The organism is Serratia aquatilis, assembly GCF_044865145.1.
In the GTDB taxonomy this organism is placed as follows: domain Bacteria; phylum Pseudomonadota; class Gammaproteobacteria; order Enterobacterales; family Enterobacteriaceae; genus Chania; species Chania aquatilis.
On the sequence record NZ_CP173186.1, the window covers coordinates 3,842,966 to 3,860,130 of the forward strand.

Annotated in this window: 13 protein-coding genes; 1 reads left to right on the forward strand and 12 read right to left on the reverse strand. The window is 52.6% G+C overall.

Annotated features, from left to right (window positions below; translation table 11 throughout):
* Position 1: 1 nt before the first annotated feature.
* The 4 genes from SAQUA_RS17405 to SAQUA_RS17420 form a co-directional block, all read right to left on the reverse strand.
* Entirely contained in the window at positions 2 to 676 is a 675-nt protein-coding gene (locus tag SAQUA_RS17405; RefSeq protein ID WP_380674949.1) for a hypothetical protein, read from the reverse strand.
* Positions 657 to 1,349: a pilus assembly protein gene (locus tag SAQUA_RS17410; protein WP_380674947.1), complete on the reverse strand. Its 693-nt coding sequence runs from the start codon at positions 1,347 to 1,349 to the stop codon at positions 657 to 659. The genes SAQUA_RS17405 and SAQUA_RS17410 overlap by 20 nt, the downstream gene beginning before the upstream one ends.
* Positions 1,350 to 1,427: 78 nt before the next feature.
* Positions 1,428 to 3,686: a TcfC E-set like domain-containing protein gene (locus SAQUA_RS17415; RefSeq protein WP_380674945.1), complete on the reverse strand. Its 2,259-nt coding sequence runs from the start codon at positions 3,684 to 3,686 to the stop codon at positions 1,428 to 1,430.
* 290 nt (positions 3,687 to 3,976) lie between these two features.
* Positions 3,977 to 4,480 carry a CS1 type fimbrial major subunit gene (locus SAQUA_RS17420; protein WP_380674943.1) on the reverse strand — a complete coding sequence of 168 codons (504 nt, stop codon included), beginning with the start codon at positions 4,478 to 4,480 and terminating at the stop codon, positions 3,977 to 3,979.
* Positions 4,481 to 5,326: 846 nt separating this feature from the next.
* On the opposite strand from SAQUA_RS17420, the gene SAQUA_RS17425 reads away from it, so the two are divergent.
* Positions 5,327 to 5,581, forward strand: a complete 255-nt coding sequence (locus SAQUA_RS17425; RefSeq protein ID WP_380674941.1) for a FaeA/PapI family transcriptional regulator — start codon at positions 5,327 to 5,329, stop codon at positions 5,579 to 5,581.
* A gap of 167 nt (positions 5,582 to 5,748) precedes the next feature.
* Here the strand turns inward: SAQUA_RS17425 and SAQUA_RS17430 are convergent, their stop codons facing one another.
* The 8 genes from SAQUA_RS17430 to SAQUA_RS17465 form a co-directional block, all read right to left on the reverse strand.
* Complete coding sequence (locus tag SAQUA_RS17430; RefSeq protein ID WP_380674939.1) at positions 5,749 to 6,792, reverse strand: fimbrial protein; 1,044 nt, start codon at positions 6,790 to 6,792, stop codon at positions 5,749 to 5,751.
* A 36-nt stretch (positions 6,793 to 6,828) separates the two neighbouring features.
* Positions 6,829 to 7,566, reverse strand: coding sequence for a molecular chaperone (locus SAQUA_RS17435; protein ID WP_380674937.1), 738 nt, complete (start codon positions 7,564 to 7,566; stop codon positions 6,829 to 6,831).
* Positions 7,567 to 7,795: 229 nt separating this feature from the next.
* A complete protein-coding gene (locus SAQUA_RS17440) occupies positions 7,796 to 10,402 on the reverse strand; it encodes a fimbria/pilus outer membrane usher protein (protein WP_380674935.1) in 2,607 nt (868 codons plus the stop codon).
* A gap of 134 nt (positions 10,403 to 10,536) precedes the next feature.
* A complete protein-coding gene (locus SAQUA_RS17445; RefSeq protein WP_380674933.1) occupies positions 10,537 to 11,067 on the reverse strand; it encodes a fimbrial protein in 531 nt (176 codons plus the stop codon).
* A 495-nt stretch (positions 11,068 to 11,562) separates the two neighbouring features.
* Positions 11,563 to 12,675: a fimbrial protein gene (locus SAQUA_RS17450; RefSeq protein WP_380674931.1), complete on the reverse strand. Its 1,113-nt coding sequence runs from the start codon at positions 12,673 to 12,675 to the stop codon at positions 11,563 to 11,565.
* 110 nt (positions 12,676 to 12,785) lie between these two features.
* The gene (locus SAQUA_RS17455; protein WP_380674929.1) at positions 12,786 to 13,523 is read right to left on the reverse strand and encodes a molecular chaperone; all 738 of its coding nucleotides are present in this window, start codon (positions 13,521 to 13,523) and stop codon (positions 12,786 to 12,788) included.
* Positions 13,524 to 13,666: 143 nt separating this feature from the next.
* Positions 13,667 to 16,273, reverse strand: coding sequence for a fimbria/pilus outer membrane usher protein (locus tag SAQUA_RS17460; protein WP_380674927.1), 2,607 nt, complete (start codon positions 16,271 to 16,273; stop codon positions 13,667 to 13,669).
* A gap of 268 nt (positions 16,274 to 16,541) precedes the next feature.
* Positions 16,542 to 17,072: a fimbrial protein gene (locus SAQUA_RS17465; protein ID WP_380674925.1), complete on the reverse strand. Its 531-nt coding sequence runs from the start codon at positions 17,070 to 17,072 to the stop codon at positions 16,542 to 16,544.
* Positions 17,073 to 17,165 lie beyond the last annotated feature (93 nt).

Below are 17,165 nucleotides of genomic sequence, written 5' to 3' on the forward strand. Positions count from 1 at the left end.
TTCACTCCTGTTGCTTGTCTGGATCGCATTGCAGGTTGAAAGGTTTCCCTTCTACCTCCCCGCTTACTCTTCGTGCCGCCAACTGGCGTGGGGCGTCAGGATAAACATTGAAGTCATCCGCGCCTTTGCCATTAATCATCAGTTCCCTGAACTCGACTCGCACCGTGCCGGTTGCCACCAAGGTTATCTCCCCTACCCCGCATTGATGTTGCCAAGTCACAGCCTGGCGGGAGGGTAATTGACGCACCAGGCCATTGAACCCGAGGCCGACGACTATCACACCGCTTTGGCTACCGCTCACGTTCACTTTCTGTTCTGGTATCACCGCCAACCGGTACACTTTTTCCTTCACTGGCCGGGTTAAGGTCTGCAACTGCACCTTTTTCTCCTGACGTGGTGCTAACGACAACTTGAACGGTGCCGCATACAAATGCGGATCTTTCACTATGCCCAGAGGAATAAGCTGTTCGTCCTCCGCAGGAACACCCGGGTTGGTCACCAGATACAACGTGACGGTGACAAACTCGGGGGTATCACCGGTATTACTGACCCGCACCTCCGCTTTCTCATCGCGCATCTCAAGAATCTTCGGGCTGATATCAATCAACGCCTGCGCCCCACCGAACGGCAGAGCACACAGCAACAGCGCGATACTCTTATGGGCAACGGATATCAAACGCTTTACCCTCTGCTTGGCCTTTCAAGGTCTTCAACGGAAATACGCGCGGCGTATCCGGAAAAACTTTTAGCGCCTTGGGGACATTGCCTGCTGGTGTTGCCTGCAAATTACTGAACAGGGTGTGGACATTACCGGTCGCCGTCAATTGCATTCCTTCAGCAGTACACTGATGGCTCCAACCGTGCTTCTGCTCACCACTGGAAGGCAGATGGTGTACTAGCACGCCATAGGCAACACCAAAGGTCACCGGCGCACTGATCTTGTCTTTACTCTCATCACCAACCACTTTGATACTGGAGACCGGGACGATATAGAGCCGATACAGCGTTTCCCGGCCTGGTGACTGTAATGCAACCAGGTTGATATCACGTTTCTGCCCCGGCCCTAGCGTCAGCTTGGCAGGGTTGGCCATCATGCCCGGTGTAGCAATATTGCCAATCGCGGTCTTGCGTTCCGGAGTTTCACCTGGGTTTTCAACACGCTGCAGATCTACCTGCAAATAGAGAGGTTTATCACCAAGGTTGCTTACCTGTACCGTGCGATTCTGCAGCCCTTCTACGGTACTGCGGGCAGGCATGACCATCAGTTGCCCGTCTGCCTGAACTGCTCCGCTCAGCGCTATCATTCCGACCAGCAAAGTACAATGTAATAGGGTTGTTATCTGTTTCATGGTCATGCACACCTTCATACGTTCATTAAAACGCGTTACAACTTTAGCAACGCACAATGGAATCAGCCTTAATGGCTGTTAATCGGTCACGCAAACGAATTTTTTCTCTTTGGTTCTACTCAGATCGCAGCGATAGCGCCCCTGTTTACCGTTTACCGTAACCTCTTTAAGCAACATTGAAGTCGCTATCGAGAATAACCCGTTGGGGTAAACGATATCTCCGGTCTCGGCTAATGTGCCGCTAACCGGATCCCCCTGGTTATCGACCATAAAGCCGTTGTAAAGCAGGTTCATCTCAACATCGGCCTTTACCGGGTAGACCTGCCCTGGATGGGCGCGCACTACATTGGCTGGTAAACGAATGTTCATATCGACATCAGGATCTACCGTCATCGCGCGGGCAAAGGTGACATCCTGATAACTGACCAACGGCACCGCGTAGGTTCCTCCACCTGCTACCGGGTGGCCTTCAACCCTGAAACCGTAAGGGATTTCCCCCAGTTCAGGCGTCTTCACCAGCATTGCCGCGCCGCTTGGGCTAACCCGTCCGAGTGCGATCCCCTCCTTGCTCGCCGCAACCATGCCGTTATAGTTGAAACCGCCGTTGGTGATGTGCTCACCACTACCCAGCCGAACCGACGCATCCCCCCGGGTGCCGCTGCGCCGTACGTTAAGCCCCACGTTGTTGGCACGCCCCGCATCACTGAAATCCACACCGGCATAGGTGGTGCCGAAGTTGTCTTCAAAATCGCGCGTGTAACTACCGCCTGTGTACAATTTGCCGTTGTTATAGGCAGCGTTAAGCGTGCCGGTATTGCGATCCAGCATCAGAGTGGTGTTCAAGAACACCCCATAATTATTATTGCCGTTGTTATATCCGCCCTTCTGTACCCCGGCGGTAATGACCGCCCAAACGCCGTTGTTTCGCCAGTTCCATGAGCTCTGTAACTGGTGGCGTTCACTATTTGTATAGAGACTGTAGTGGTAGGCCAGCCGTGTTGGCCCAAACTGGCGAGCATAGGACGCTGTTCTACTGTTACTGGCATTATAGAATTCTGAGACCGCAGTATTCTGGTATTGAGAAACCGTCAGATAGCCCAAATTAAGGTTGCCGGCGCTGAGGCTGCCATATCCCCCCATACGTTTTTCACCCGCCATCACCCCGATGGTCGGCGTCACCTCAACGTCTGCAACCTGTATAGGTCGGGTCAGATTGTGCTCGGTAGCCCACGCTTTGCCAGCTCCCTTGAGCAAGGTGCTGCTGGCGGCAAACCAGTTGGTGTGGAAACTCACCCCGGCACTGAGCAGGTTTTGCTGTGTATCGAGCTCCTTTCCAAGCGTAAGGTACCAACCATTCCCACCGCCATAATTGATATTGGCTATTTGCTGCTGCTCACTGCTAACCAGTTGCCCGGCCCGATCCACCAAGCGGATCTCTACGCTGTAGAAGCCACCGGGTAACTGGTTGTAATCAATTTCGTTGCGGCCAATCACCGCCGGTAAGCGGCGAATCAACCGTCCATCACGGTAAAACTCATAATCTCCATCAGCAGTGGCAAACAGCACCAGCTTGCCAGCAGACTGATTGTCCCGTTTAAGATTATCCTGACTAGCCAGCGTAATAAATTGATCAAAACTCGGGTTTAGTGAGGTGCTGACGCTGCCAGCCGCGCTATCCCGGCTATCTTGTCGCCCACTGCGTAGGTAGGTGGTAGAGAAGTTTTTTTGCAAGAACCAGGTACTGACGCCTTGGTCCTTAGTGCGGATACTGGAATCTTTGCTGTCATTGTGGTACCAGCTCAAATAACCGTAAGACTGTGCTGGCAACCCCAAAAAGCCCTCACCATGTGCAGATAGCGCACGATACTCATTGGAGGCTGTGCGTACATCCAGCGATTGGTTATGGATAAAACCCATCATGGTTTGGGGCTGGATATAACGTTGTTTACCATCGGTGATGGTCAGTGACTGCTTAACTTTGTCCAGCGTCACGGTCTGACCACTCACGGTATAGTCACAACCATTCGGGCACACCGCGTAAGGGATTTGTTGCAGGACTTTATTCAGTAGAGCCACTTGATCTGCAGAAATACCATTCTGCCGGTACAGTTCTTCGTCAAAGGCCAGGCGGTTCTGCTTGGCTGACCAGCTGACAGCCCCTGGTAACGCTTTTCCATCCAGAGTGGCCAAAAATTGCATTGACTCATCTTGCTCAGCCTCGGAAAAACCAGCCGGCACCTGGTATTCAATCTGGGCACTATAGGTATAGCTTGTCGTCAACAGTAACAAGCCTGGCGCCCATCTGTGGATAACGTTGGCCATGAGAGTCCATTCCATAAATTAAGATATCGCCTTCGCCACATCGGTTGTCGGCACACAACAACCAAGTACTAATAGGGGATAGGATGGTAAATCAGCCATGACACATAAATAATGAATGAGAGCTTTATAATATTCGTTAGACTTTCAAGTTACAGAATCTGTTTAGCATTGAGGGCAGATCAAATTCATTACGCACTCGATATATAGCGCCCAAAAGGGGGGAATAGAGTTAATTCCATAACTCTATTCCCATTCCATAACATGATATAACATGATATTAATAAAATACCGTGCTCTATATCAGATTATGCCTTCGGTTCAAACAGCATCACCAATTCACCCTGGTATTGACCGTTTTTGCTGGCGCCAGCGGCAACATTGGTTGGACTCTTGGCGTTGATCTTCAGAGTGTAAATATTGTCATAACCGCCCGGTGCTATGGTGGTCTGCTTAATATTCACTGGAGTTCCCTGAACGACTGGCTTACCAGCAAAAGTAATAGTCACATCAGACAGTTGAGCCCCATCAGCACGCGCTACTATCAATGGTTCAACCAGAGAGACATTTACCTCATCGTCAGTAGTGTAAATACGAACCGGCAGATCGTTAGAGGCAAATTCGAGCTGCTTGTAATTCGTGGCGCTCAGTTCTTCTTTATCATACCAGGAATGACCATCAGGCTTGGAAACAAAGATGGCATCGTTGATTGTCGCAACAATAGCAATCTTCTTCTCAACGCCGTCGGCAGCATGAGCAGCGCCAGCAGACATAACAGCTGCAGCAATAACAGACAGGATCATCTTATTCATTAACATTCTTCCTTTTTAAGACGTTTCATTAGGAAAAGCCCTCGACGCCTATTACAGAGTGTAGTGCGAATAATCCTTTTCAAAGACTATTCGAACTCAACTCGCTAAAACTCAAAGTACTCTATATGCAACCCTTTATTGATTCATTTCATAGGTTATTTAAACCCACTCACTCGTCAACGCGTATGAGTTATCGAAACCAATTTGGCACTATACTCTAAATAATTCGAGTTGCAGGAAGGCGGCAACGCAACGAATCCCCAGGAGCTTACTCAAGTAAGTGACTGGGGTGAGTGAGGAAAGCCAACGCACATGCAACTTGAAGTATGACGAGTATATATATCACACCATCATAATTCCAACAGCATATTTACATTACTCCCAACAAATCATCCTAAGAAACCAACCTAAGAAAATTCAAACAACCAAGACAACAAAAAAATAAGGTTCTCTACAGAGAGCACTGATTACAGAGGTATTAATTCAAAAATGAGAACATTCTTAATAAAAGGAGTTTAATTATCACATGTCATGTTTTTTTATAAAAGACATTTCTATGAGTAAGATCTGATTTTAATATAAAAAACTATTTGCATATTTATTTTTAAGTTTTAGCGATCTTAAAGGTCGCTAAAATTATGATTACAGTGTTTTTTGCCAGCAAAAATTAAATTAGCGACATTAGACATCGACATTATGAAAAAAGTGATGTGCTAATCTGCACCAGGGTTAGAGATTGCCCTGGCATGTTTGGCTTGGTAATGGGGGAGGAGATATGTGTTTGCACTTCTTACGTCACAACGTGGTAGAGGCAAGAATAAGAATCAATCTCAAGGAGGATTAATCATGAAAAATCATACTAATCACGATAAAAAGCTAAGCCGAGTTTTGCTGGCTTTACAGAGTTTGTGCAGCGATGAGGATGCTTCCGATACATTGCCCTCTCCAGAACTGTGGCCCAAAACGCGTCATATTGCTGATTACTGTGGTATCGATATTTATGCTTCTCGACGTTATCTAATGCAGTTAGTTAAAAACCATCAAGCCTATGTCTCTTCCAGCGCAATAAATAACAGCCTGCGTTGGTATATTGTTAAATAGTGGAGTAAGAGAATAGAATTAAACCCACCATTAGTGGTTGGGATTTTTCTAATAAAAATGTTATTAATTTTTACAAACAACCTTTACAGCAAGGGAGAACACCTCCCTTGCCAACTTCCACTTTATCAGTTTGAAATCTGCCGATTGTTATTCTGGTAATTTTCCCGTTACTGGTAAGAGAAAGTAATGGTGGTTTTCGCCTTCACTACGCCAGCTGTCATATTCGTATCCGTCTGTACATATCTGGCCCGGAATGGGATGGCAAAGAGGTCATTCCCCGTATTGTTGGCAGAACCGATATACCACTGATTCAGATTTCCCGCCGCCGAAGAGTCTGGGCCAAAGGCGACGGGGATGTCGTTGCGCAGGATTTGCACCCCCACGCCAGAGGCCGTGGTGCCCTCGCCAAGGGTGAGGATATTCCCTGTGTTGGCGGGATTGGTGGCATCCGTCATGGTGGCATACAGGTTTACCCCCTCTTCACATTGGGTCGATACGATAAAATTCTGCCCAACGTTAGGCGAGGACCCTACGCCCGAGAATTGGCTCTTAGCAACCGGAGGCAATGTGACATTCTGCACTGCAGCGCTACTCAGCTGGCAAGTTCTGGCCCTGATGGTCAGTGTGGTTGGGTTTAGCTTCAGAAAACTTCCACCAATTTCATCCTTACCCTCAGACCCGAGTATTATGGCTAAAGAGTCATCGGCAATATTATAAACTCCCGCCTTTAACTGCCCGACAACGATTAGCTTAGCCTGAGCGTCGATCCCAACACCAAAAGAATCCCCAATGAAGACATACAGTATCGGCCGTACCAGTGGTTTGTAGCTCGGATCATTTGTTGGCTTTAAGCCAACAATTAAACCGATACCGGGAACATTAGTGCCAAATATCGGGTAAGTAACACCATTTTCAGTATAGGTAATGCCTGAAATAATATTGGCTCTCGACGGGATCGTAATGATTTCTTTTACACGACAGCCGGAAAAATAGTTAGGCGTGCTCTTTTGCCACCCCCAATTAACGCCTATCGGTTGGCCGATGGTAGGACCATCAGCCGGGCCATCAAACGTCAGGGGAGGGAGCGTAATCGCAATGTCCGGTACGGGGGCACAGGCTGCATTCGCTCGGCCCGCAGTTATGGCTACCAACACCATCGTGCACAGCAGCCATGTCGTTAGTTTGGCGGCTGGTTTCTTATTTATCATCATCTGAGTATCCATTTCCGTACTTTGCACTTTATTTCATCAAAGCTTTAGCGCGCTTTTCTGCTCGACGGCCGCACCATAATCGTTAACCCAGCTGTAGGCTAGGTCAGCCTGCCCCGCAGGCAGCGTGCCCGGTCCTTTCAGCGTCACGTCCTGCGTGCTGAACGGGGCAATGGTGTATCCCCCGGTGGTTTTAACGTTGGTTGTGCCACTCTTCAGGCTCACCGACGCCAGCGAAACATAAAACGCGCTGTTATTGCGCACCTGCAACACCGTACCGCCCTTGCTCGAAGCACCCCGCGTCCAGGTCAGCGACTCCGCCGCTTTCACCGGGTTCCCCGCGAGCCCGTCTGGGCGATAGAACAGCTTGATGCGTGTCCGATAAGCCACCTGCATCACGTTGGCATCCGCGTCCTTCGGTAACGGCGGCACGTCGAGCAGGTTAAACCAGAACAGCGACTCGCGATCTTTCGGCAACGATTCACCGGTAAACACCACGCGAAATGCCTGCCCCTTGCCCGGCTCAATCCGCACCAGCGGTGGCGTAACCAGGAACGGCGCATTGGCGTTGTCTGCCCGGGCGTTCGGATCTCCACGATCAATCCAGACCTGAGCTAACGAGGGTTCTTTACCCATGTTGGTAGTTTTGACCGTAATTTCCCGCTCTTTGGCAGGGTAAATCAGCCGGGTACCAGAGATGACGATGTTGGCCTGCACCTGAAACACCCAACTGCACAGTAAGACAGAGAGAAAGGTAATAATCCGCGTTCTGTTCATGATTGATCTCATCCAAAAAAGGGTAATATGAGTAAACTACTACCTGCTTAGAGCCTGCCTATGCCGTTAGGGCTATTCACTTGCCATATTGGCGCTCCACACCGCACTAAACATCCTCGCTGCCGTTACGGTTAGCGCCAACTACGCTGGCTTTTACAGACTCTGATTTAAATAATAGCCGCTCTGGGTAAACATACCTGCCCAGAGCGGCCTCAACTGCACCAGCGCTTTACTTCACCGCGCACTGGGTGGTGACTTTCTGATAGTCTTGCTGCTTCGCCGAGCCTGCTGGCAGGCGGTACTGCAGTGAACAGCTCTGGCCAGCTCCTTGCCCCCACTTCACCACCAACCGCCCTTGCGGTGCCAAACCACGGGCAAATATCAGGTCACCCTGACCCACCATGGCCAGGTATTTCCCTTGGTCATCCAGTACCTCGGCACCCACTGGGATCGGCTTGCCATCCGTGCGGGTGGCCTGCAGCATCACCGGCGCACCGGTTTCGGTCTCGTATTTCAACATCGTAATGGCACCATGGCTGGGGGCCACCTGCTGCGAACTGCCGAGGATCTCCACGTTCTGTGACGTCCCTTTCGGATCCAGCGCGATTTCATTCTGGCGGTAAGGCATCAGCCCGGAGACCACCCCGTATCCGTTCTTCTGGATGGCAGCACCCACGTTGTTGCTGATGGTTGCCCCTTCGGCCCCCTTGGCCTGCACAATCGCCATGGTCTCCCCCTGGTATTGCGTCAAGTTGACACCGCCAGGATGCGCCACCACACTGCCGTTCAACCCCAGGTTCAACTGCCGGTTGTTATTGCCACTGCTGGCCCCAGCGTTCATCACCGCATACGGCGAACTGTACTGTACGTTGCCCCCCACGGTATGGGCTCCGTGGCTGTCAGCGCGTGTGCTGCTGCCGTAAACGTTGTAACTCAGTTGACTGTTTTCTCCGGCAGTACCGCTCAACGTGGTCTGTGCCGTAGTGTTGTTCTTGTCGCTGTAGTTCAGCGCGGTGGTCAGCATCGGTGCCCGCGACTGGCTGCCTAACGGGATACTCACGCTGGCCAGGTACTGCGTATCCGACTTGCCTGTCGATCCCTGCGTCCGGCTGACGCCGAGGTTGAAGCTGCCCCAACGATAGCTGTTACCATAACCGGCCTGAAACGTGGTGCTGGTGCCGCCCTCGTTGTTCCAGTAGTTCTGTGCCGAACCGCTGAAGAACAGGTTGCCGTAGCCCTCACCCAATGGCTGGTTAATGTTCAACTGGTAGCGGTTACGTGGCCGAGCAGATTCGATACGCTCACCGCTGATCCCCGGCGGGCTTCCTGCTTCGTCAAACGCTGGTGCCTGTGTGTTGCGGGCCTGCGCAAAATCCCCAAAACTCAAGTAGCCGTCACTCGAGAAACGGTAGGCCGCCAGGGTAAAGTTGGTGCGCGTCTCCGGCAGCAGTTTGCTGTAGGTTGCACGATAGCTCTGCCCCTGCATCTGCTCATCTATCCCGCTGCCATTAGCATTCAGACCGGTCGCACGAGATTGCGTAATGTCCAGCGCCAACGCACCCACGGGCGTATTGAATGCCAAGCCCCCCTGCAATGCCTGATAGTGTTCGGCAACGATACCGCCGGTGTTGACGCTCAGCAGGTTGGACACCCCGTGTTGCCACGTCCCCAGAAGAAAGCTCGGGGTGTCGTCAAGATGGCTGTCGCGATAGCGCCCTGCGGTAACATTGAAGCGTGACACACCCGGCCGCAACATCTGCGGAACCGCAGCATAGCTCTCGGTAAAGCTGCGGGTCTGGCCATCCGCTTCGGTGATGGTCACATGCAGATCGCCGGAGTAACCGGTGCTGTGCAGGTCGTCAATGGCAAACGGACCCGGCGGCACGCTGGTTTCGTAAATCACATTGCTGCCCTGGCGCACGGTCACCTTGGCATTAGAGTTGGCAATGCCACGGATGACCGGGGCAAAACCGTTCTCGGTATCCGGGTTCATGCGCGTATCGCTGGTCAACTGCACGCCAGTGAACGGCACGCTGTCAAACTGATCACCGGGGGTGAAATACTGCCCCACGGAGAGATTGGCCCTGAGCGGTGCCACCGCACGCTGCGCATAGGTACTGATCGACTGATAACGGCTTGCCCCGCTGCTGCTGCCGGTATAGCTGCTGTTGTGGCGCAGACGCCAGTTCCCCAGGTTAACGCCGCTGTTAAAGCCACCAAAATACTGGGTCACGTCACCAGCATCACGGGTCTGGGTATGGAAAGCATTCAAGTTATAACCAACGAAACCGGCGGTGACACCATGATCCCAGAGTTCGGGGGCCACAACGCCACGGCGTGAACCGATAAAGGCCTGGGGCACGGTCAGGTTTAGCATCAGTTCGCCAGTGTTGGCACTGAGCTGGAAGCCGGGAATGAATTTCTCGGCGTCAAAGCAGGCCGCGTCCTTCAATGCTTTCTTGGCTGCGGTCGCGTCAGGAAGCTTGCTGGCATCCAACCCCCATTGCAGAACCTGCTCTGGCGTAAAGCAATAGGAGACGTTGGCCTCAGGAACCGTATGCGTCACCGCAACTTCCTGCCGCCCGACCCATAACTCATTGACGTACACATCAAAGCGATAGTGCCCTGGCGTGAGCGCGTTGCCTTTACTGAAGCGCGAAAGATCCGCCGCCTGACCACTGAGGCCACGGATAAAGCCAGGATCGAACTGTGCAAGTTCTGGAGAAGCCGAGTCTGCGGCATAAGCAGCGGTACTGACTGCCATCGCCAATAGGCTCGTCATAAAAGTGCGACGGGTCTGACGAGGAGTGAGTACATTTAAAAGGCCTGCAAACATGGGCATTTCTCCGATAAAGCAATAGGTAATAGGCTATGGAACGTGATTAATTTCTTGTTTAAGGGCACTGAATGACCAACGCCCTTAAACAAGAAGGGGATACCCGAAACCGGGTATCCCCACCCGAAAAGGAATTAGTTGTAGTTCATAGAGAACTCAACGTGTGAGCTGACCTGACCGGCAGAAGCGTTACCGTCTTTAGAGAAATACTGTGCGTAGAACTGCAGAGTACCTTCCTGGTTAGTGATATTGGTGACCACGGTATCGGTCGCCAGGTTGATTGCCTGCGCATTCGCATCCAGCAGCTGAACTTCTACGTTGCTCGCCGGGTTAACGGTGGCCTGGTTTTTCATGTTGCCATCGGCAGTGATGTTCGGGCCGTTCTCAAACGTAGCGGTAGCACCAGTGGTAGCCACATCACAGTTAGTCAGTTCGAAGCTGACAGGAACGCGGCCAGACCAGGCACCTGGGTTGGTCAGTGAAGACTTGGACAGAGTTGGCAGAGTCACGTTCTTCACCGCTGGGCTGCTACCACCGTTGATCAGACAGGTGCTTTCGGTCAGTTCGCCCGTGATGTTGATCTGCGCGTCGTAAGCAAAAGCGTTGCTTGAAAGACCAGCCAGGATCAGGGAAACCAGAGTAGTTTTGATAGATAATGCGTTCATGTTTATATTTCCTAAGTTTGACTTGATATGAGTTAATACAGTGAAATTGTTTACGGTATATATTGATTAAAAATTTATTCAATTTTCGATAGCGGTTTTTCATTTACCCGAGTGACTTATTTAATTCCGTATTCCGTTATTAACCACGCATTAATAAATGGTTAATGTAATAATGGATTAAATCAGTCAACAGCCGATTTATTTATTATTTAATGCTTACCTGCTTTTTAATGTCATTTGGGTATTGTCGTTGATAACCAGAATCGGCGAATAATGCCTTCTCTGGTTATCATGACGAGGAGGGCTATCCATCCCCCCGTTCAACATGAGAATATTCTTGCATTCTGAACCCGAAGAAGAAATCGGCCACACCTTATTCTTGCGTCGTCGCCGTCCTACAGGTGTAGGCATGGGGGTAATGATTTTTAGGGGTATGGGGGGACGACGGATAACAGCCGCCCTATTAAGCTGGCTGTTATCCGGGTTGCTTCTCCGTTACTGGTAAGAGAACGTAATGGTGGTTCTCGCCTTCACCGCGCCGGCGGTCATGCTCGCGGCTGTCTGTACGTATCGGGCCTTCAGCGGGATGATAAAGGGATGGATACCCGGCCCGCTGTCGGCAGAACCGATATACCACTGATTCATATTTCCCGCCGCCGAAGAGTCTGGGCCAAAGGCGACGGGGATGTCGTTGCGCAGGATTTGCACCCCCACGCCAGAGGCCGTGGTGCCCTCGCCAGGGGTGAGGATATTCCCGCTGTTGGCGGGATTGGTGGCATCCGTCATGGTGGCATACAGGTTTACCCCCTCTTCACATTGGGTCGATACGATAAAATTCTGCCCAACGTTAGGCGAGGACCCCACGCCCGAGAACTGGCTCTTGGTCACCTTGGGCAGCGCAACATTCTGCACCGCGTCGCTGGTCATCTGGCAGGTTCTGGCGGTAATCGTCAACGTGGTAGGGCTGAGGATAAAGGCACGGTCTAGCGGGTTGACAGTACTCGGAGGATAATAAAGTTCATCCAAGTTAGCAAATACGTCGATTAAATTTTTCTGGGCGATAGTATAAACGCCTGGCGATAGCTTGCCGGTTACAATCAATCTAGCCATGCCACCCAGCGAGAGGGGATTAAGTGATGTTGATCGAGTGTAAAAATAGGTATTCCCTAACCCACTACTTTCAGAATAAGCTGGCGTATAACGTGCTTGTGACAACTCTTTTACCCCGACAATTACGCCGATACCCGGTACGTTGGTTGAATAAATTGGGTAGGTGACGCCATCCTCGGTATAGGTACGGCCAGAAATGAGAGAGTTTCTCAGATAGCCTCCGTCGTAAAGGGCCCCTTTAATATAACAGTCGGAAATAAGGTTTACTTTATTGATAATCCCTGCTTGGCTGATAGGTTGTCCTATAGCAGGGAGATCGACTTCCGAATAGCTCATTGGCGGAATAGTGATGTAACTGTCGCTCGGATGGGTACAGACAGTTATAATGTCTGCAAGTGTTCGGGGAGCATACAGCCCCGTTAGCATCAGACCACACAGCGCCAGTGCCCAACTTGCCCATTTTTTCTGCTTTATCATCACTGAGTTTTTTTTATTCATAATCGGATATCCTTCTTAAACTATTAGCCAGAACCTGTGATGGCGGACCCTGCTTTTTTATCTGGTCTTTATCGTCGGTGCGAATAGGGGCCGGGTTTGGCGAAAATATTTCAGGGCGTTAGCGTTGAGGTTTGCGATACCGCAGCACCATAGTCGTTAACCCAGCTGTAGGTCAGGTCAGCCTGCCCCGCGGGCAGCGTTCCTGGCCCTTTCAGCGTCACGTCCTGCGTGCTGAACGGGGCCAGGGTATACCCCCCGTCCGTTTTAACACTGGTTGTGCCGCTCTTCAGGCTCACCGACGCCAGCGAAACATAAAACGCGCTGTTATTGCGCACCTGCAACACCGTACCGCCCTTGCTCGCCGCGCCCCGTGTCCAGGTCAGCGACTCCGCCGCTTTCACCGGGTTCCCCGCGAGTCCGTCTGGGCGATAGAACAGCTTGATGCGTGAACGATAAGCCACCTGCATCACGTTGGCATCCGCGTCCTTCGGTAACGGTGGCACATCGAGCAGATTAAACCAGAACAGGGACTCGCGATCTTTCGGCAACGATTCACCGGTAAACACCACGCGAAATGCCTGCCCTTTGCCCGGCTCAATGCGCACCAGCGGTGGCGTGACCAGGAACGGCGCATTGGCGTTGTCTGCCCGGGCGTTCGGATCGCCCCGGTCAACCCACACCTGAGCCAGCGACGGTTCTTTACCCATGTTGGTGGTTTTAACCGTAACTTCCCGCTCTTTGGCGGGGTAAATCACCCGAGTGCCGGAGATAACGATGTTGGCCTGTACCTGGAACACCCAACTGCACAACAAGACAGAGAGAAAGGTAATAATCCGCGTTCTGTTCATGATTGATCTCATCCAAAAAAGTGGAATAAAAGCATGGTGGCTGGCGACTTAGAGCCTATGCCGCCGTGGCAACTTCACTTGTCATTCAGGCTCAGGAGCAGTATGTAGAATTGCCATATGCTGCTCCTGATTGCGCCAATGCTTTACTGCAATGCGCACTGAGTGGTGACCTTTTGATAGTTTTGCGGTTTGACCGGTGCTGCAGGCAGGCGGTACTGCAGTGAACAGCTCTGGCCAGCTCCTTGCCCCCACTTCACCATCAGTTGCCCCTGCGGTGCCAAACCACGGGCAAATATCAGGTCACCCTGCCCTACCATGGTCAGGTATTTCCCTTTATCACCCAGCACCTCGGCACCCACCGGGATCGGCTTGCCATCCGTGCGGGTGGCCTGCAGCATCACCGGCGCGCCGGTTTCGGTTTCGTATTTCAGCATGGTGATAGCCCCATAGCTGGGTGCCACCTGCTGTGAACTGCCGAGGATCTCCACATTTTGTGACGTCCCTTTCGGGTCCAGCGCGATTTCATTCTGGCGGTAAGGCATCAGCCCGGAGACCACCCCGTAGCCGTTCTTCTGGATAGCGGCCCCCACGTTGTTGCTGATGGTTGCCCCTTCGGCCCCCTTGGCCTGCACAATCGCCATGGTTTCCCCCTGGTATTGCGTCAGGTTGACACCCCCCGGGTGCGCAAGCACACTGCCACTCAGCCCCAGATTCAACTGCCGGTTGTTGCTACCACTGCTGACCCCAGCATTCATCACCGCATACGGTGAACTGTATTGTGTATTTCCTCCCACACTATTGACACTGTTGCTGTCAGCGCGTGAGCTGCTGCCGTAAACGTTGTAACTCAGTTGATTGTTGTCTCCGGCGGTGCCACTCAACGTGGTCTGCGCCGTAGTGTTGTTCTTGTCGCTGTAGTTCAGCGCGGTGGTCAGCATCGGTGCCCGCGACTGGCTACCCAACGGGATACTCACGCTGGCCAGATACTGTGTATCCGACCGCCCTGTAGATCCTAGCGTCCGGCTGACACCCAGATTGAAGCTGCCCCAACGGTAGCTGTTGCCATAGCCGGCCTGGAACGTGGTGCTGGTACCGCCCTCGTTGTTCCAGTAGTTCTGTGCCGAACCGCTGAAGAACAGGTTGCCGTAGCCTACTCCCAACGGCTGATTAATGTTCAACTGGTAGCGGTTGCGTGGCCGAGCAGATCCGGCACGCTTACCGCTGATCCCCGGAAGTGCACTCGCTTCATTGAACGCCGGTGCCCGTGTGCTGTGGGCCTGCGCGAAGTCAGCAAAACTCAGGTAACCTTCACTGGAGAAACGGTAGGCCGCCAGGGTAAAGTTGGTGCGCGTCTCCGGCAGCAACGTGCTGTAGGTGGCACGATAGCTCTGCCCCTGCATCTGCTCGTCGATCCCGCTGCCATTGGCTTTCAGGCCGGTGGCGCGGGATTGTGTGATGTCCAGTGCCAACGCCCCCACGGGCGTATTGAATGCCAAGCCCCCCTGCAGTGACTGATAGTGTTCGGCAACGATACCGCCGGTGTTGACGCTCACCAAATTAGACACCCCGTGCTGCCACGTCCCCAGGAGAAAGCTCGGGGTGTCGTCAAGATAGCTGTCGCGATAGCGCCCTGCGGTGACGTTGAAGCGTGAGACACCCGGCCGCAGCAACTGAGGAACCGAGGCGTAGCTCTCGGTAAAAATGCGGGTCTGGCCATTAGCCTCGGTGATGGTCACCTGCAGATCGCCGGAGTACCCGGTGCTGTGCAGGTCGTCAATGGCAAACGGGCCCGGCGGCACGCTGGTTTCGTAAATCACGTTGCTGCCCTGGCGCACGGTCACCTTGGCATTGGAGTTGGCGATCCCCCGGATGACCGGGGCAAAACCGTTCTCGGTATCCGGGTTCATGCGCGTGTCGCTGGTCAACTGCACGCCGGTGAACGGCACGCTGTCAAACTGCTCGCCGGGGGTGAAATACTGCCCTATGGAGAGATTGGCCCTGAGCGGTGCCACCGCACGTTGCGCATAGGTACTGATGGACTGATAACGACTGTCCCCGCGGTTGCTGCCGGTATAGCTGCTGTTGTGACGCAGACGCCAGCTCCCCAGGTTCACGCCGCTGTTGAAGCCCCCAAAATACTGGGTCGTGTCGCCAGCGTCAGCGGTATGAGAATGAAAAGCGTTCAGGTTGTAGCCAACGAAACCGGCAGTGACACCATGATCCCAGAGTTCAGGGGCCACAACGCCACGGCGAGAACCGAGAAAGGCCTGGGGCACGGTCAGGTTCAGCATCAGTTCACCGGTGTTGGCACTGAGCTGAAAGCCGGGAATGAATGTCTCGGCGTCAAAGCAGGCCGCGTCTCTCAACACCTTCTGGGCTTTGGGGGCGTCAGGAAGCTTGCTGGCATCCAGCCCCCATTGCAGTACCTGCTCTGGCGTAAAGCAATAGGACGCCTTGGCCTCGGGAACCGTATGCGTTACCGCAACTTCCTGCCGCCCGACCCACAGCTCATTGACGTAGACATCGAAGCGATAGTGCCCTGGCGTGAGCGCGTTGCCTTTGCTGAAGCGAGAAAGATCCGCCGCCTGGCCGCTGAGGCCTCGGAAAAAACCGGGGTCGAACTGTGCAACTTCTGGAGACGCCGAGTCTGCGGCAGAGGCCGCGGTACTGACCGTCATCGCCAACAGGCTCGTCATAAAGGTGCGACGGGGCTGACGAGGAGTGAGTACATTTAACAGACCTGCAAACATGGGCATTTCTCCAATAGAACGTAGGTATTGAACGTGATGACTTCCTTGTTTAAGGGCACTGTATGGCCAATGCCCTTAAACAAGTAAAGGGGGTACCCGAAAACCGGGTACCCCCCCTGGCTGATGAAAAAAATTGCCTTCTAGCCCGAGATACCCGGGCCTAGCGCACCGTGAGGCACTCCGACGGCTTACGTCGTTACGACCCCATCGGCACGCTCTCCCTAATAACAGGCTTTGTCAGCAGTCAGAGGGGATACCCGAAAAGGAATTAGTTGTAGTTCATGGAGAACTCAACGTGTGAGCTGACCTGACCGGCAGACGCGTTACCGTCTTTAGAGAAATACTGTGCGTAGAACTGCAGAGTACCTTCCTGGTTAGTGATATTGGTGACCACGGTATCGGTCGCCAGGTTGATTGCCTGCGCATTCGCATCCAGCAGCTGAACTTCTACGTTGCTCGCCGGGTTAACGGTGGCCAGGTTTTTCATGTTGCCATCGGCAGTGATGTTCGGGCCGTTCTCGAACGTAGCGGTAGCACCGGTGGTAGCCACATCACAGTTAGTCAGTTCGAAGCTGACAGGTACGCGGCCAGACCAGGCACCTGGGTTGGTCAGTGAAGACTTGGACAGGGTTGGCAGAGTCACGTTCTTCACCGCTGGGCTGCTGCCACCATTGATCAGACAGGTGCTTTCGGTCAGTTCACCCGTGATGTTGATCTGCGCATCGTAGGCAAAAGCGTTGCTTGAAAGACCGGCCAGGATCAGGGAAGCCAGAGTGGTTTTGATAGATAATGCTTTCATGTTTATATTTCCTAAGTTTGACTTGATATGAGTTAATACAGTGAAATTATTTACTGTATTTTTGGTTAAAAAATTAATTCAACTTGCGACAGC

What these genes read in the sequence shown, in the direction of transcription:
- SAQUA_RS17410 (WP_380674947.1), bottom strand. Translation starts at nt 1,349, where the DNA reads ATGAAACAGATAACAACCCTATTACATTGTACTTTGCTGGTCGGAATG.
- SAQUA_RS17415 (WP_380674945.1), bottom strand. Translation starts at nt 3,686, where the DNA reads ATGGAATGGACTCTCATGGCCAACGTTATCCACAGATGGGCGCCAGGC.
- SAQUA_RS17420 (WP_380674943.1), bottom strand. Translation starts at nt 4,480, where the DNA reads ATGAATAAGATGATCCTGTCTGTTATTGCTGCAGCTGTTATGTCTGCT.
- SAQUA_RS17425 (WP_380674941.1), top strand. Translation starts at nt 5,327, where the DNA reads ATGAAAAATCATACTAATCACGATAAAAAGCTAAGCCGAGTTTTGCTG.
- SAQUA_RS17430 (WP_380674939.1), bottom strand. Translation starts at nt 6,792, where the DNA reads ATGATGATAAATAAGAAACCAGCCGCCAAACTAACGACATGGCTGCTG.
- SAQUA_RS17435 (WP_380674937.1), bottom strand. Translation starts at nt 7,566, where the DNA reads ATGAACAGAACGCGGATTATTACCTTTCTCTCTGTCTTACTGTGCAGT.
- SAQUA_RS17440 (WP_380674935.1), bottom strand. Translation starts at nt 10,402, where the DNA reads ATGTTTGCAGGCCTTTTAAATGTACTCACTCCTCGTCAGACCCGTCGC.
- SAQUA_RS17445 (WP_380674933.1), bottom strand. Translation starts at nt 11,067, where the DNA reads ATGAACGCATTATCTATCAAAACTACTCTGGTTTCCCTGATCCTGGCT.
- SAQUA_RS17450 (WP_380674931.1), bottom strand. Translation starts at nt 12,675, where the DNA reads ATGAATAAAAAAAACTCAGTGATGATAAAGCAGAAAAAATGGGCAAGT.
- SAQUA_RS17455 (WP_380674929.1), bottom strand. Translation starts at nt 13,523, where the DNA reads ATGAACAGAACGCGGATTATTACCTTTCTCTCTGTCTTGTTGTGCAGT.
- SAQUA_RS17460 (WP_380674927.1), bottom strand. Translation starts at nt 16,273, where the DNA reads ATGTTTGCAGGTCTGTTAAATGTACTCACTCCTCGTCAGCCCCGTCGC.
- SAQUA_RS17465 (WP_380674925.1), bottom strand. Translation starts at nt 17,072, where the DNA reads ATGAAAGCATTATCTATCAAAACCACTCTGGCTTCCCTGATCCTGGCC.